Origin of the sequence: Paenibacillus sp. NPDC056933 (assembly GCF_042674385.1) — a bacterium.
Taxonomy (GTDB): domain Bacteria; phylum Bacillota; class Bacilli; order Paenibacillales; family Paenibacillaceae; genus Paenibacillus.
Genome location: NZ_JBHUQN010000003.1, coordinates 792846 through 808794, shown reverse-complemented (window position 1 = coordinate 808794; position 15949 = coordinate 792846). Strand labels below are relative to the sequence as shown.

The 15949-nt window shown below is 40.1% G+C and carries 16 protein-coding genes; all 16 read right to left on the bottom strand.

What is annotated here, in order from left to right; all coding sequences use genetic code 11:
- Window positions 1-8: 8 nt before the first annotated feature.
- Window positions 9-395 (bottom strand): flagellar protein FlaG, encoded by a 387-nt coding sequence (locus ACFTRD_RS23710; protein WP_379384310.1) that lies wholly within the window; start codon window positions 393-395, stop codon window positions 9-11.
- Between the two features lie 79 nt (window positions 396-474).
- The gene (locus ACFTRD_RS23705) at window positions 475-1953 is read right to left on the bottom strand and encodes a hypothetical protein (protein ID WP_379384308.1); all 1479 of its coding nucleotides are present in this window, start codon (window positions 1951-1953) and stop codon (window positions 475-477) included.
- 64 nt (window positions 1954-2017) lie between these two features.
- A complete protein-coding gene (locus ACFTRD_RS23700; protein WP_379384306.1) occupies window positions 2018-3025 on the bottom strand; it encodes a hypothetical protein in 1008 nt (335 codons plus the stop codon).
- Between the two features lie 30 nt (window positions 3026-3055).
- A complete protein-coding gene (locus ACFTRD_RS23695) occupies window positions 3056-4159 on the bottom strand; it encodes a DegT/DnrJ/EryC1/StrS family aminotransferase (RefSeq protein ID WP_379384304.1) in 1104 nt (367 codons plus the stop codon).
- Window positions 4156-5166, bottom strand: coding sequence for a Gfo/Idh/MocA family oxidoreductase (locus tag ACFTRD_RS23690; RefSeq protein WP_379384302.1), 1011 nt, complete (start codon window positions 5164-5166; stop codon window positions 4156-4158). The genes ACFTRD_RS23695 and ACFTRD_RS23690 overlap by 4 nt, the downstream gene beginning before the upstream one ends.
- A gap of 14 nt (window positions 5167-5180) precedes the next feature.
- Window positions 5181-7070 (bottom strand): glycosyltransferase, encoded by a 1890-nt coding sequence (locus ACFTRD_RS23685; RefSeq protein ID WP_379384300.1) that lies wholly within the window; start codon window positions 7068-7070, stop codon window positions 5181-5183.
- Window positions 7071-7225: 155 nt separating this feature from the next.
- Window positions 7226-8041 carry a flagellin N-terminal helical domain-containing protein gene (locus tag ACFTRD_RS23680; protein WP_379384298.1) on the bottom strand — a complete coding sequence of 272 codons (816 nt, stop codon included), beginning with the start codon at window positions 8039-8041 and terminating at the stop codon, window positions 7226-7228.
- Between the two features lie 143 nt (window positions 8042-8184).
- Window positions 8185-8430: a carbon storage regulator CsrA gene (gene csrA / locus ACFTRD_RS23675; RefSeq protein ID WP_379384296.1), complete on the bottom strand. Its 246-nt coding sequence runs from the start codon at window positions 8428-8430 to the stop codon at window positions 8185-8187.
- A gap of 1 nt (window position 8431) precedes the next feature.
- Complete coding sequence (gene fliW, locus ACFTRD_RS23670) at window positions 8432-8860, bottom strand: flagellar assembly protein FliW (protein WP_379384294.1); 429 nt, start codon at window positions 8858-8860, stop codon at window positions 8432-8434.
- A gap of 103 nt (window positions 8861-8963) precedes the next feature.
- Window positions 8964-9533, bottom strand: coding sequence for a DUF6470 family protein (locus ACFTRD_RS23665; protein WP_379384292.1), 570 nt, complete (start codon window positions 9531-9533; stop codon window positions 8964-8966).
- Between the two features lie 17 nt (window positions 9534-9550).
- A complete protein-coding gene (flgL, locus tag ACFTRD_RS23660; protein WP_379384290.1) occupies window positions 9551-10471 on the bottom strand; it encodes a flagellar hook-associated protein FlgL in 921 nt (306 codons plus the stop codon).
- A 25-nt stretch (window positions 10472-10496) separates the two neighbouring features.
- Window positions 10497-12053: a flagellar hook-associated protein FlgK gene (flgK, locus tag ACFTRD_RS23655; protein WP_379384288.1), complete on the bottom strand. Its 1557-nt coding sequence runs from the start codon at window positions 12051-12053 to the stop codon at window positions 10497-10499.
- Between the two features lie 19 nt (window positions 12054-12072).
- Entirely contained in the window at window positions 12073-12576 is a 504-nt protein-coding gene (locus ACFTRD_RS23650; RefSeq protein ID WP_072733605.1) for a flagellar protein FlgN, read from the bottom strand.
- 11 nt (window positions 12577-12587) lie between these two features.
- On the bottom strand, window positions 12588-12872 hold the full coding sequence (flgM, locus tag ACFTRD_RS23645; RefSeq protein WP_053779526.1) for a flagellar biosynthesis anti-sigma factor FlgM: 285 nt from the start codon (window positions 12870-12872) through the stop codon (window positions 12588-12590).
- A gap of 153 nt (window positions 12873-13025) precedes the next feature.
- On the bottom strand, window positions 13026-13433 hold the full coding sequence (locus ACFTRD_RS23640; RefSeq protein ID WP_379384285.1) for a TIGR03826 family flagellar region protein: 408 nt from the start codon (window positions 13431-13433) through the stop codon (window positions 13026-13028).
- A 148-nt stretch (window positions 13434-13581) separates the two neighbouring features.
- A partial coding sequence (locus ACFTRD_RS23635; protein ID WP_379384283.1) for a fibronectin type III domain-containing protein occupies window positions 13582-15949 on the bottom strand: 2368 nt, incomplete at its 5' end.

Sequence of the window (15949 nt, the reverse complement as noted above, 5' to 3'; positions counted from 1 at the left end):
GTACCCCCTTATACTTTTTCATCTATAAGTATTCCGGCAATTTCCATCATGTTAGCTACAAGATCAAGTGTTTTTTCAGGTGGAATTTCACGAATTAATTCACCAGTTTCTTTATTCAAAACTTTAACCAGGATCTGGTGTGTTTTCTCATGCACACTCATTTCCAAGGTTGTGGTTGGACCCTGAAGAGCTTTGACTGCGCGGTCAATAGCACGAATAAGCTGCTCTTCTCCAAGAGGAATAGCAACCCCCTGTTGCTCCAATTTAGTTAAAGCAGATCCACTTTTTATAGCAGTTACTAATGATTCAGTTGTTTTGTTACCAGTAGTGAAATTTTCACTACTTTGAGACGGTCCATTCATCTGATTCGTTGAAACTGAAAATTGCAGATTCATTCTTCCAACCTCCGATGGCCTATTTATTATTTTATCGGTTGTTTAGGGTATATTGTGAAGAATTTAAAACTATAATAGTTTATTGAAGACTATTTAATACCATATTCAGCATATTGCTAACTTTAACAGCACCCTTTTCATTTAGGTGGTCCATATCTAAAAAATCAGACTCAACAAAGTCATCTGAATTAAATAAATCGACTAACTTAAACGTGTGTGTATTAGCTAGACTGTTCATGACTTCATAGAAAACAGCCTTAAATTCGTGATCAAAAAACTTTTGGTAATATTCCGTCGCCGGGAATGCCACAACGATAGGAGTTATCCTTTTTTCGTTTAAATAATTAATAAGATTTCTCATAATATTAGTATTTTCTTCTACAGTTTTATTATGGACTAATAATTGATTATGTTGTTCTGCTCTTTGTTGACCTACTGCTACCTTTTGAGAGAGATCCATATCCTCCAATCTAACATTTCCAAGTAAGCTGAAGAGTTCTCTGTTAACATTATTATTAAAGTATGAATCGTGTACAATTACTGCTTCAACAATAGTTTGGTCTAATTTTATTTTATTGAATATAATATGATATAAAAAACTCAGGTTATTATCATCAAAATTCATATCAGATGAGGTGACACTATCGTTTACTTCGAAATGGTGAGAATCCTTAAAAATAGGATAATAAACTTTGTTTATCCTTTTTTCAGCTTCTTTTTTACTTCTGGATAAATCAAAGTGAAAACTGTAGTAGGACATACCTATAATACAGTATTTAATGTTTCGACTATACTTCAAGGCCTCTTTTACGATTTTATGACTATAGTAAAGATCCTGAGAAGCAAGAGACAAATTCAGAACACTTTTATCAAAACTGCGTTCATTAAGCCCAAACATTGAATAAGACGATCCTGCTGCTAAAATTTCTGAATCAGTATTTTTCTTCATATTTTTAGATAAATAGTAGTAGTCATAATTACTATAATATTTCTGATTCACAAAATTACTAATCAATTCCTGAACCAATTTTTTATAACTAATGACTTCGTCAAAATTAGCTAGCAAACCAACTAATTCTTCACTTACATCATCCACATTTTGAATCAAAACATGATATTCGGCCTCTTGTTTCTCTACTATTCCCTTTAAAAAAGGGAATAAATTTTTATCATCTGAGAAAAACCCTTTGAACACTGTATATTCTTCACGAAAACATTGGGTTATAATATTTTCATCATCTTGTCCTAAAAAATAAATATTGACTCGATGTTGATTTTTTAGAACTTGATAAAACTCACTGCATTTAAATATGACTCCATTATAGAGTGAAATCATTTCTTCTCGAGTATACTCACCGTTACAATACTCGATAAATGTGGTGACACTCTCCGTTAGTTGTTCGAACTCTTGATACCTTAAATATTTTTGGCTTCCAATAATGAATTCAACCAAGATGTTAATACAACTAAATATTTCTTCATCACTACTCAGTCCAACCATTTCATTTCTAAGTACATTTAGTTTCTCAATATCGTTGTAGCAATCGATTATATCCATACCATTTTTTACAGTAATTATCCTTCATCTCCTTAAAATTTATCTATACTTTAACTTATAAGTTCTATTGTTTATTCATATTTCCACTATCATTTAACATATAGTGACTTTCACACTGAGGACAAACCCAGACGGAAGGTTCTTTTGTCGAATGTAAATCATTTCCACAAGTGCATACCCATCCGATTACTCTTGCTGGAACACCAACTATCTTCTGATGAGCTTTCACTGACCTCACTATAGCCGCATGAGCTCCTGCATAGATATAATCTTCAATAGTTAAGAGTTGGTTTACTGAAACCTGTATACCCAACCATACACTTGAACCTATAGATACTCCTCCCGCTACCACTACTCCCCCTGCTAGCATCGTTCTCTTACCAATACAAACAGAATGTGCTACATATACATTATTATCTATTTTCACTTCACTACCAATAGTTGTAAACTCACCAAATAGACCTTTATCTATCGTCACACATGATCCAATTTCAACATCATCAGATATATAGACTCCACCTACATGCGGAATAACTTTTCTCTTTCCACCTATATCTTTCACTTGAAATCCATTTCCACCTATAACTGTATTGGGTTTTATAACGACCCGATCACCCAAAATAGTGTTAGGCATGATAACTACGTTATCCATTATTACGCAATCATTCCCAATGGTAACTGATTCTCCAATCACCGCTGTCTTTGCCAAATAAATATTAGCTCCTCTTCGGTCTTCCACAACTTGAAATGTATTTTCTTGAACAAAATACATAAAAATTTGATAGAATAATTGCTCAGGATTTTCATCAGTTACTAAATAACTTTTTACTGAACTGAATGATTTCAACTCTTTGAAGGAGCTATGAACAATGCAGGCTCCAATATCAGAATTATTAAATTGCTCTACATACACTTCTGAATTAATATAGCTGAGCTGCATTTGAGGCATATTCGCCCTACTGGACAAGTTCCCAAATTTAGAGATAAGAATATTACCCCCTAAAACTTTACAATTAAATTGCTCCGCTATAGTAGATAACAATGTGGGATTCATACATAATTCAAATTCCATTTAAAATCACCCTACCATAGTAAATTTCAACTATACAGAAAAGTTATTGATTGTCTGAACCACATACTCAAGATCTTCCATAGACAGCTCAGGATTCACTGGAATAGACAATACCTGTTCTGATAGTTTTTCTGCTGTAGGACACGAATACTGCTTTTGCTTAACAGATGCCAAGTACTCTTTTATGTGCATTTGCTTATGGACTGGTAATTGATAATGAATGCCCGTCCCAATTCCTTTTTCAGATAAATAGCTTACGAGTTGATCTCTATGAGTAGTCGTTATTGTGAATTGATGAAACACATGATGTGAATATTCATGAACAAATGGTAATGTAACCAGGCTGTTGTGTATATTGGAGAAATAATATTCGGCATTTTTTCTGCGAGCAGAATTCATTCGATCAATTTTTTTGAGTTGCTCAATACCGATAGCTGCTGCAATATTAGTCATTCTATAATTATAGCCAAGCACTTCATGCACATATCTTTGTTTTGAACCATGATTGATTAGCAATTTACTAGTATCCAAGAACTGCGTATCCTGAGAAACAATCATTCCCCCTTCCCCCGTAGACATGTTCTTGGTAGGATAAAAGCTAAACGTGCCGCCACAACCAAATGTACCTACTGGCTTGGATTGGTAAGTTGCACCATGTGCTTGAGCGCAATCTTCAATAATGGTTAGATTAACTTCTTTTGCTATTTCAGCTATTTTGTCCATCTCGCAAGATTGTCCAAACAAATGAACAAGCAGAAGATATCTTGCCTCGGGAAAATCATGAACTGCCTTACGTATAGCTTCCGGTGAGATATTAAAACTAGCCTCGTCTACATCAACAAAAACAGGAACTGCATTGCAATATAATATAGCATTACTAGTTGCTACAAAGGTGAATGGAGTAGTTAGAACCTTATCTCCTGGCTTGACGCCTGCAGCCAATAGGGCAATGTGCAAAGCTGCAGTACCATTGGCAACCGCTGCTGATCCTGTATAACCAAAATGTTCTGAAAATTCCCGTTCAAATTGATAAACTGTCTCACCTTGAGCTAACTGTCCTGTCTCCAAAACTCGAGTTACAGCTTCAATTTCTTCTGTTCCTATGGATGGCTTGGCTATAGGAATATGTCTCATATCGTTATACTCAGCTCCTGTTCTTCTAATACCCATGAATGAGAATCAAGTATTGTCGCTTTTTGAATTTCTTTTACTATTTTCAAAGCTTTTAAACCTTCAACTCCACCAGTTTGAGGGGCAATTCCAGTTTTTATAGAATTGATAAAATCATTTATTTCCATCTGCAAAGGTTCATAATTAGCGACTAGAATTTTTGCAGTAATCTGTTCCTGCGTATATTTATGATCAAAGCCTGTTTGGAATAAGTCTACTCCTACAGATGTTCTGCGAGTTAGATATAATTTACGCTCTAGAAGATCTGCCTCTATTAACTTATCCGGCATAATAACTCTCCATGATCTGATTTTCTGCTCAGTAGCTCGGCTAGTAGTTATACTAATGAGAACACCGCTTTTACTTATAAGTTGCGCATTCACTAAGTCATTTTTATCAGAATGAACACTTACTCCCTGTGCAGATATAACCCGAATAGGTTCATTAAGCAAAAAGTGTATCAAGTCAATGTCATGAATCATCAAGTCAGATATCACATCTGTATCGAAAATCCGAGCATCGAACGGACTCTCCCGGTGAATATCAATATAAACTGGCTTCTTACCATTGAGCATTTGCTTCATCTCAGTCATGACAGGATTAAAACGCTCAATATGTCCAATAGCTAGTTTCGCTCCCATTTTTCCAGAAATTCCAATGAGTTTCTCAGCATCATCTATCTCTTGAGTGATGGGTTTTTCTAAAAGAACATTCACGCGATTTTCGAGAAAAAACTTAGCAATTTCAAAGTGGGTACTTGTTGGTGTTACTATACTTACTGCATCAACCTTTCCCAAGAGTTCTTTGTAGTCATGAAATCCTTCCACATCAAACAAATTCTGCACTTGTTTTATTCTTTCTTCACTAATATCAACCATACCAACTAAATCAACGTTGGGATTATGATATAAGTTACGTATATGATTAAGACCCATATTACCTGTACCAATGACAGCAACTCTAACTTTCATTTCCCTCACCTTCCTTAGATAGCTATTTCATGAACCCACAAACAAAGTGGGAATTTATTTTTGATGCTATCAACAATATTCTTCATCATTTCCTTATCTTCTAATTGTTCGTACAAACGATAGCTTCTTTCATAAGAGCTGTATTCAGGGCAAAGATCTAATAACTTTGTATAAAGAAGCTGTGCATCTTCCAGATAACCGGAATTCAAACAAGCATCTCCCAATAATCTTATTATTTTCGCATCATTAGGATTAACCTCGAATAATTTAACTAAAAGATCAATAGCTACTTCATTAAAACCATACCTCATCATTTTTTCTAAAGTATTATATTTAAGTTCTAAAGAACCCAACCAAATATACTCCAAACTACATTGGAAGATTTCATACTCTTGGAGTATCAACAAGCGATCAACTAGTTTTTCTAGTATATTTTCCAAGTATGTTGTATATTTGGGTATATCTATTTCGTGGTTCATAATAATGCTTCGAAGCACCTTTGCTTCTTTTACACTTAAATTCAAATAAGATCTGGACAATTCGAAAAGCTCAGAATCCTTGAGAATTAGTGCAAGCAGCAAAATATCTTCACCATTCTCCGCATCAATATTTGCCATCCCTAACCACATGGATTTTGCTTTGTCATATTGCTTATCGTACTGAGTTGCTATCACCAGGACATTATCTTCGGGATTAATTTTATAGTCATTGAGATATCTGTTCAGAATAGGATGCCGTAAAGCATAAAGCACTTCAAGTAAAACCTTAAGCTCTTTAATGGCTGAGATACGATATATTTGATTAAAATTCTGATAAACATCAGTCAGTGGGATACTCGCCATGGTCACTATCTCAAAATATTTTGCAATTCCAGCCATAAAGTCCTTTTTTATTCGAACGCATTCAATAATGTATTCATAGCTTAGCGAAAGGCGATAATTTTTCTCATGCAATTCTGCCAATCTATAATATGCCATGAACCCCCCATTGCCCTCAGTTACTGTTATTCCTTGATCACCGAGTTGCAAACAAGTTTTTAATGCTGCTGTAGCATCTTTATAGTAATGAACCTCCGAGAACACCAGTGCTTGGGTGTGACGTAAATCTGTTTCATTAGGGTACAGAGCAGTAGCATCATTAAGTATTTGCAAAGCCTCGAACTCTCTTTTTAAAGAAACTAAGCAGTGGCTTAAATTGGTCAAAAGATCAGATACAATAATTAAATTAGTACTTAATGGATATGCCTTTTTAAAATAGTGTATTGCCTTTTCATGCTCCCCAACCCACTTATAGGTTCTGCCCATGTTAAACAAATTATAAGCATTGGGATTTTCCTTTACTTCCTGTAGCATTAAAGGTAAATTTCTTTTTTGTTTATCTCTATCTTGCATCATTTCATCTGTGTACCCTGTGTGGTAGAGATACGATTTTCCAAAGCCGCTTGTAAATGCCTTCTTATCCTCGTCTAAATTATTTAAATGCTCATGCAGCCGATTGCGATAAAATAACCCCTTAAAATTAGCGAAAATTCGTATAGAGGTATGCTCTATTTTTTGGTTATGAGAAAAAATATTATGAACTTTCAGAAAATAATAATCACATTCTGAACTTACATCCGCTTTTAAGTCTGAGCTCTCATCCAAATATTCATCTGCATCCAATATTAAAATATAATCTGAAGTTGCATATTTAATCGCTTCATTTCTCGCTGCAGAAAAGTCATTGACCCATGCAAAGTTATAAACTTCATTTGTATATTCTTTCGCTATATCCACCGTCGCATCCGTCGAACCAGTATCTACGATTATGATTTGATCCACTTTGTCTTTCACACTATCTAGGCATCTTCTTAAGTACTGTTCCTCATTTTTTACAATCATACATAATGCAATTGTTTTATACATATATCAGAATTTCCTCTCACTAAAGAATAGTTTTCGTTACTCCTTATATCGGTCATATTTAGATGAGTGATTAGTTTAGAAAAAATAAAAAAAGAAAAAACCCCCATCTAAAAAAGATGAGAGTTTTTCGATAGTGGAAAGATATTCGATTAAACTTAACGAAGCAATTGAAGAACTGCTTGCGGTTGTTGATTTGCTTGAGCCAACATAGCTTGGGAAGCTTGAGCAAGGATATTGTTTTTCGTTTGGTTCATCATTTCTTTAGCCATGTCTACGTCACGAACACGGGATTCAGCAGCAGACAGGTTCTCGGAAGTGGTTCCCAGGTTGTTGATTGTGTGCTCCAAACGGTTTTGGTTTGCACCCAACATAGCACGCTCGGAAGATACCGATTTAATAGCCGCATCCAGAGTTGAAATTGCAGCGTTAGCACCTGTTTGAGTATCGATGTTTACTGCAGAAATTCCTAAGGATGCTGCGCCCATATTCGCAATTGACAATGTAATTGATTGACCTGTGTTAGCACCAATTTGGAATACTGCACCGCTGACACCAGCGCCATCGAGCAATTTTTTAGTGTTAAACTCAGTTGTAGTCGAAATACGATCTACTTCTTTGGTCAACTCAGCTACTTCTTTTTGAAGTTCTTTACGATCATCATCAGTGTTCGTATCATTCGCAGATTGAACAGACAATTCACGAACACGTTGCAGAATGCTGTGTGTTTCGTTCAATGCACCCTCAGCAGTTTGAATCAAAGAGATACCATCTTGAGCATTTTTGGAAGCCATATCCAAACCACGGATTTGTCCGCGCATTTTTTCGGAAATTGCCAGACCTGCTGCATCGTCACCTGCACGGTTGATGCGAAGACCGGAAGACAATTTTTCGATAGCTTTGTTTGTGTTAGTTGTGTTTGCGTTCAGTTGGCGATGAGTGTTCATCGCAGCGATATTGTGATTGATAATCATTGAGTGTTTCCTCCCTGAAATAAGTTAGTTCCACATCCTTGTGGTAAACGCCGCGACATTAAGGTCGGCCGCCCTGCCGAAGCAGCGTCTAAATTATATATCGACAGATTGTGAGGAACTGTTTATAGCAAATTGGATTTTTTTTATTTTTTTTTATTTTCTGTCTCACGGAGTAATTCCATAAATGCCTCGACGCTAGGCGCAAGGGGTGTAGCAGACTCACGGTTTGCCTCCTGAATAGATGCATAAACTTCCTGACGGAATATGTCGATGTGCTTAGGAGCGGATATTCCAATCCTCACCGTATCACCTTCTACTGCCAGTACAGTCACTTCAATATGATCCTGGATGATAATGGACTCTCCTTTTTTTCGTGACAATACCAGCATCTCAAACTCCACCCTTCACTGAATTTGTATCTTTTGCTGGCCAGATCTGATGACGTGTTGCATATGATGACTGGTGAAGAACCACTTGTTTTCCTGTTCTCTTACTCGGGTTAAGTACCACAGGTGCAAGTAAATTCATCGTGGATCTACTCACTTCTGATTGAATGGTTACGATGGAGTATACGGAAACCTCTTCACTAATCTCCAGTTCAGCACGATCTGCCTCAGGAAGCTCAAAACTATAGTCCGGGGCGAAAACAAAAGGACTTACTAGCAAGAAAGACAAGTCAGGTTCCTTTATAGACTGCAAGTAGATGAAGGGAGTCTCCTCCCATGGAATTAATGCAAATTGAGTCTCTTCATCGAACCCAGGCAAACCTTTCGAAAAGTGATATATATTTTCTTCTCTAACATCAAGTTCTCCCCACATGCTTGTCTGAATATTAATAATAAGCGCCTCCTTGGCGAAGATTTTATACAGAAAGAGCCATAGAAGTCTACAATGAAGACCGTCTATAGCTCTATTATAACTACTACATCCCTATATCTATAGCAGGCGGAGTATATTGAATTGAAGCATACTGCTTCACATAGATATCCAATTTCCCCCGATGGTACTCAATCTCTGGTTTGTTCACGGTAACGTTCATTTCAGAGACAGCCGATTCGAAACGAATATTCGGCGCTCGAGTCTCAATTCGTATATCGACGTTATCCATGGAAGCAGGCGTCCTTATTTCAGGAAAAGGTTTTGATTTCCAGTTAGTTCCTACAATGTTGGCAATCGTATTACCCGGTTTGTGAATAGCAGCCAATTCATTCCCCTGTTCAACACGTTCAGCCATGTTTTCAAGAAAAATTTTCTCGATTCCCGAATAGATGCGTGCGTTCATATCAATCATGTTTCCACCCGTATAGGCGGAGAACGCCCTACTCTGATCTACCTCGAATCGGATCGGATGGCTCTCCACGGTCAGCTTCGACGGACGTGTCGTCATTTGAACATCTGCCTTAGGCTGACGAATGGAATACTGACCTAGATCGGCATCAATTTGCAACACAGAAGGTGTTGTATGAATCTGTAGGATGGGGAGAGTTTTCAAAAGATCACCCTTCCTAGTTATCTAAGGAAATCAACCAAAGATTGAGAAATAATTTTGGCACCTGTAGATAACGAAGCATTATAGATATTTTCCTGAATCTTGGATTGGATAGACAATTCGGCAAAATCTGCGTCCTCCACTTTCGATTGCAGGTCGGTCAGATTAACCTCAAGATCACTCAATCTTCCTTGCATGAGATCAACCCTGTTCGTTTTAGCCCCAACCTCAGCACGAATAGCCAAAATTTTATCTGTACGACTGTCAATCGCATCAAGCTGATTAGACAATTCACCCAAGTTTCCGTCTGTAAGAGCTTGGCTAATCGTATTAAAGATAACAAATAAATTGTCTGTTTCTGTAGAGTTTCCAAAAAACTCATTTCCGGTTACGTTAATCGGCATTTGTATGCTCTCACCAACAATGAAGTTTATTTTGCCAGGGTCGGTTATTACCGCAGCTGCATTAGTTGTATCAAATGAACCATCCGCGCTTGCTGGAAAATCATAAGGCTTTTGATCATAGGTTTCGCCATTGAAAATGTATTTCCCATTCAGCTTACTGTTTGAAATATCAACGAGTTGTGCCTTAAGTTGCTTTATCTCTTCGTTAATGCCATCCAGTGCCTCTTGGGGATTAGTTCCGGTAGCTGCCTGCACTGTTAGTTCCCTTAGACGTCCAATGACACTTCCTGTCTGGTCCATCACCGTATCATTAAATTCCAACCATGAAATCGTGCTATCCACGTTTTTTTGATATTGCTCGTTGGAAGAAAGTTCTCCACGATAACGAAGGGAGTATGTAATCCCTACAGGATCGTCAGATGGTTTATTGATTTTACGGCCTGTTGCCAGCTGAGTTTGTGTATTGTTCATTTGCTGTGCATTGCGATTCAAGTTGAGCACCAACTGCGAGCTAAGCATATTATTTGTAATCCTCATCGTCTACTATGTCACTCCTCTCTTATTATCTGCCTACTGTACCCGTAGAGTTAATCAATTTATCAAGCAACTGGTCGTAAGTGGTCATAAAACGTGCAGAGGCACTGTACGCGTGCTGGAATTTGATCATGTTTGCCATCTCTTCATCCAAGGAAACACCACTCACAGATTGGCGACGCGTGTCGACCTGCTCCACGAGGAATTCCGAATTCGATGTCTGGCGTGCAGCCTCTTGGGATTGAACCCCAAGTTGACCTACAATGGCACTGAATTGAGCGCCAACCGTTGCATTACGCAAACCGTCAGCTGATTTCATCGGCGTATCTTTAAGGTTGGCAAGCAGATTGGCAAGCGTATTATTCCCCTTGATTACGGTCTCTGTTCCCGAGGAATCAATAGTTGTTCTTAAAGATGTTGCAATCTTATTCGGATCAGCGAGAATTGCGGCATTTAATGAGATATTGCCAGCTGTTATTGCTGTTCCACCACCCGAAGCGGTAAAGAATGGAATTCCTGGTGCAGTCGTTCCATCCATGCTATACCCAAGTTGGTGCAGACCGTTCAGACCTTTGACTGTAACCTTCAGATCAGTTGCCAGGGTACGTGCAGCCCCTGTATATGTCACCCCACCCAGAACAGTATTGTCTGGCAGGACTGAGCCTGCTGGAAGGGTGATCTCAATATCACCGTTGGCAAGCGTATTAGCTAAGTCATCCATTTGTTTCTGATAATCACTCACCAAACTGTCTCTGGACTTGATCATGCCGTGAACCTCGCCGTTAGTGAGCGTGCCTGCTGTATACGCAGCATTCAGAAAAGCAGGATCTACCGTTACTTGTACCGCACCGCCTGTAACGAGTGCCTGTCCATTCATCTGAACCTGGTATCCTTGCGGAGAATCCGTAACTGTAACGTTCATGATTTTGGACAGCTTGTCCGTCATCAGATCACGTTGGTCACGCAAATCGTTGGCATTGTCTCCAAGAGACTCGACTTTTACAATTGCACTATTAAGGTTCGCAATGTTACCGAGATAGCCCTGAATTTCATTACCTTTCACAGCAATGTTACTGTCCAAATCCTGACTGAGCGCATCCAGTTGACGGCTGATTTGGTTCATCGCATCTGTAAGTGCCAATGTCGTTTCTTTTACGATACGACGTGCCGTTACATCCTCCGGATTTTTGCTCAGATCAGACCAGGATTTGTAGAAGTTATCCATTACAGTCCGAAATCCTGTGTCGGATGGCTCATTCACAATGGCTTCTAGCTTCTCAAGCGTATCCCGTTGAATGGACCAACTTCCGAAGTTGGTGTTTTCATTGCGGAATTGGTCGTCGAGAAACTTCTCACGGACACGGGTAATAGAGTCGAACTCTACCCCTGTTCCTAATTGTCCCGGTGTTGTACTATGTAAAAATGCAAACGGCTCCATTGGAATGGATGCTTGCATGTTTACCTTCTGCCGCGAATATCCTTCAGTGTTGGCATTAGCCACATTGTGACCAGTTGTGCTAAGAGCTGTCGTCTGTGTGAACAAGCTGCGTTTAGCGGTTTCGATTGAATGAAATGTAGATGTCACCTGGTTTCCCCCTAATTAATCAGGCACGCGTGTCAAACAGACCGATTCGCCCTGGATTACCGTTCTTATCAGCAGGATGCTGATATGTGGCATCCTGTTCCGGCCGAGAAGCAAATATGTCCATTGAGAGATCAATAAACATCAATGATTGCTCGATCAGTTTTTGATTCAATTGATTAATTTCTTTCAATTCCTGCAATGTTCCCGCTAGCTTCTTCTGGACTTCAAGCAATCGCTGTTTATCAGCCGGATCAAAGATCAGCTTGGAGATCTCTGTGATATTCAGGTTAAGCATCGACTTAATGCCCCGCTCCTGAAGCAGTTCATGAACTGCACTCAATCGTTCACTCTCCAGTGGCTCCTGCTGTTTCATAAACTTGGATTCCTTATTCATTACAGCAATGAGTTGATCCACATCGTTTTTGACAATGACCTGTCTCTTGATCTCGCTGAGTGCCAGCATCTCGCGGTGACTTTGTTCCATTTGCTGCAAAACTGCAATTAATCTGTCCAGTGCTGCCATTACGTGATCACCTATTCCTTATCAAATGACTTAAAGTACGGCAGTAACTTGTCAGCAAGCTTGCTGCTGTCCACCTGGTAAGTTCCCGAACTTACTTGTTCTTTCAGTTCCTGTATCCGTTGTATACGTCCTGCATCCTGTGTACGACCTTGTTCCTCAAGCATCTTCATCGCCTCCGGAGAAATGGATACTTCGTCCTTACGGCGGCTCTTTTTGGCATCAGCCTGCTGATTGGATTCAACGTTCCTCTGATATGAATTGATTGCACCAATTCTACTCGGTTCATTGATTTTCATACGAGTTGCACTTCCTTCCACCTTAGGATTTTTCACATTATCTTTATGTTATCAAACGATTAGGATAATAAAAAAAACCGATAATCTTTAATAAGTTTATCGGTACGTTCCAAAACATTTGTTATAGCAAAACTTGTATTTAAGCCCTCGTTCCTATGAATCGCGCAGTTTGTCGACGGCATTGTAGGTTCGTCCGCCTATATTGCCGTTATCCTTCTGACCTACTTCGCGAGCTGCTCCAGCCAAATCCTTAGTCAAACGATTCCGGCATGAGTCGCACATATGGCCTTCGCGAATCAGGGTTCCACATACTTCACAAGGATACATCATATTTGGGGCGTTTTCGATGGAAATCCGCCCCTCTCGGATGAACTTCGTAATCGTTTTGATCGAAACCTCTGTTGCATCGGATAATTCCTGAATGTTGGCGCCTCTATTCTCACGCAGGTAATCTGCACAAACCTGGTATTCTTGCTCTATTTCCTTAATACAATTCGAGCATACATCCCGAAAATTCAAAGCATATAATCTACCACAGCGAGGACAGTTACCCAGATTCATCGCTAAAACGCCCCTCTCAAACTTCTCATTCCGAATGGATAATAACTATACATTACCTTATTTTCTCACTTCAAGTCCATAACCTCTTTACGAACAAAAGAGAGGATAGGGTGCATTTATGCGCAACCTATCCCCCTGATCTACATCCTTAATTCAATGTTTTGATGCTTAATACAGAAGACCAAGCACTTACATTTTGATCATTCAGTGCACGAATGCGATATTTATGAAGGCTTGATGGAAGCAAATCGGAATGAATAAAGGTTGTATCATTTATAGTCGCTACGATTTGACCATCTGCTTCAATTTCATATGAAGAGGCACCAATGACAGCATCCCATGTTAATAGAATTTCTGTTCTGTCTGAGGTTCCTTTCAATACTGGGGTGTTCAATTGTGTTGTTCCGCTAATCAAATCACTCCACCCACCTACACCTGCGGCATTCTTTGAGCGGATGCGGAAAGTGTGCTCTGTGTTTGCTACGAGCCCACTCTTGGTGTAGGCAACGCCAGTAACAGCGACGATTGTACCGTCAATTTCCAGATCATATCCGGTAGCTCCAGTTACTGTGTTCCATTTCAAGGCTATTGCTGCATTCGTTACGGAGTTAATGGTCAACCCGGTAACCGAAGCAGGCAATGTGCTTTGCGTCAAAATGGCTGTCCATGCACTCGTATTAGTAGCAGTCAAAGCCCGTACGCGGTATTTATGTGATGTTCCTGCGAGCAGACTGCTGTGTGTGTACGAAGGTTCGTTCACTGCCGCTACTACTACGCCATCGGCTTCTACTTCATATTTCGTAGCATCTGCGATTTCTGCCCACGTCAGGTTGATAACTGTTTCTTCGGATGTCGCTTTCAACGCTGGTGTGTTCAATTGCGTGGTTCCGCTAATCAAATCACTCCACACACCTACACCTGCGGCATTCTTCGAACGGATGCGGAAGCTGTGCTCTGTGTTCGCTGCAAGACCACTCTTCGTGTAAGCAGTGGCAGTAGTGGGTACTACGGTCCCATCAATCTCCAGATCGTATCCGGTGGCCCCAGTTACTGCGTTCCATTTTAGTGCGATCGTCGCGTTCGTTACGGAGTTAATAGTCAATCCAGTAACGGAAGCAGGCAGTGTGCTTTGTGTCAAAATGGCTGTCCATGCACTTGTATTGGTAGCAGTCAAAGCACGTACGCGATATTTGTGTGCTGTTCCTGCGAGCAAGCTACTATGAGTGTACGAAGGTTCGTTCACTATCCCCACCACTACGCCATCGGCTTCCACTTCATATTTCGTAGAGTCGGCGATTTCTGCCCATGTCAGGTTAATAGCCGTTTCTTCCGATGTGGCTTTCAATACAGGGGTGTTCAATTGCGTGCTTCCGCTAATTAAATCACTCCATGTTCCTACACCTGCGGTATTCTTCGAGCGGATGCGGAAGGTGTGCTCTGTATTGGCTGCAAGACCACTCTTGGTGTAGGCAACGCCAGTAACAGCGACAACTGTTCCATCGATCTCCAGATCGTACCCCGTAGCTCCGGTTACAGCTGTCCATTTTAAAGCAATAGCCGTATTAGTTACAGAGTTTACGGTAAGTCCATTAACAGAAGCTGGAATTGTGCTTTGTGTCAAAATGGCTGTCCATGCACTTGTATTAGTAGCAGTCAGCGCACGTACGCGATATTTATGTGATGTTCCTGCGAGCAGACTGCTGTGTGTGTACAAAGGTTCGTTCACTGTCGCCACTACTACGCCATCAGCTTCTACTTCATATTTTGTAGCGTCAGCGATTTCTGCCCACGTCAAGTTAATAGCCGTTTCTTCCGATGCGGCTTTCAACACTGGAATGTTTAGTTGCGTAGTTCCGCTAATTAAATCACTCCATGTCCCTACTCCTGCAGCATTCTTCGAGCGAATACGGAAGGTATGCTCTGTGTTTGCTACGAGACCACTCTTCGTGTAGGCAGTGGCAGTAGTGGACACTACGACACCATCGATCTCCAGATCGTAACCTGTGGCTCCAGTTACTGCGTTCCATTTCAAAGCTATTGCCGCGTTCGTTACCGAGTTTATAGTCAGACCGCTAACGGAAGCAGGTAATGTGCTTTGTGTCAAAATGGCAGTCCATGCACTCGTATTAGTGTCAGTCAAAGCCCGTACGCGATATTTGTGTGCTGTTCCGGCGAGCAAGCTGCTGTGCATGTACGATGGTTTGTTCACTGTTGCTACTACCACGCCATCAGCCTCCACTTCATATTTCGTAGCGTCAGCGACTTCTGCCCACGTCAGGTTAATAGCCGTTTCTTCCGATGCGGCTTTCAATACTGGGGTGTTCAATTGCGTGGTTCCGCTAATCAAATCACCCCATGTTCCTACTCCTGCGGCATTCTTGGAACGAATACGGAAGGTGTGATTTGTGTTTGATGCAAGGCCACTCTTCGTGTAGGCAGTGGCAGTAGTGGACACTACAGCGCCATCTATCTCCAGGTCATATCCGGTAGCTCCGGTTACTGCGTTCCATTTCAGA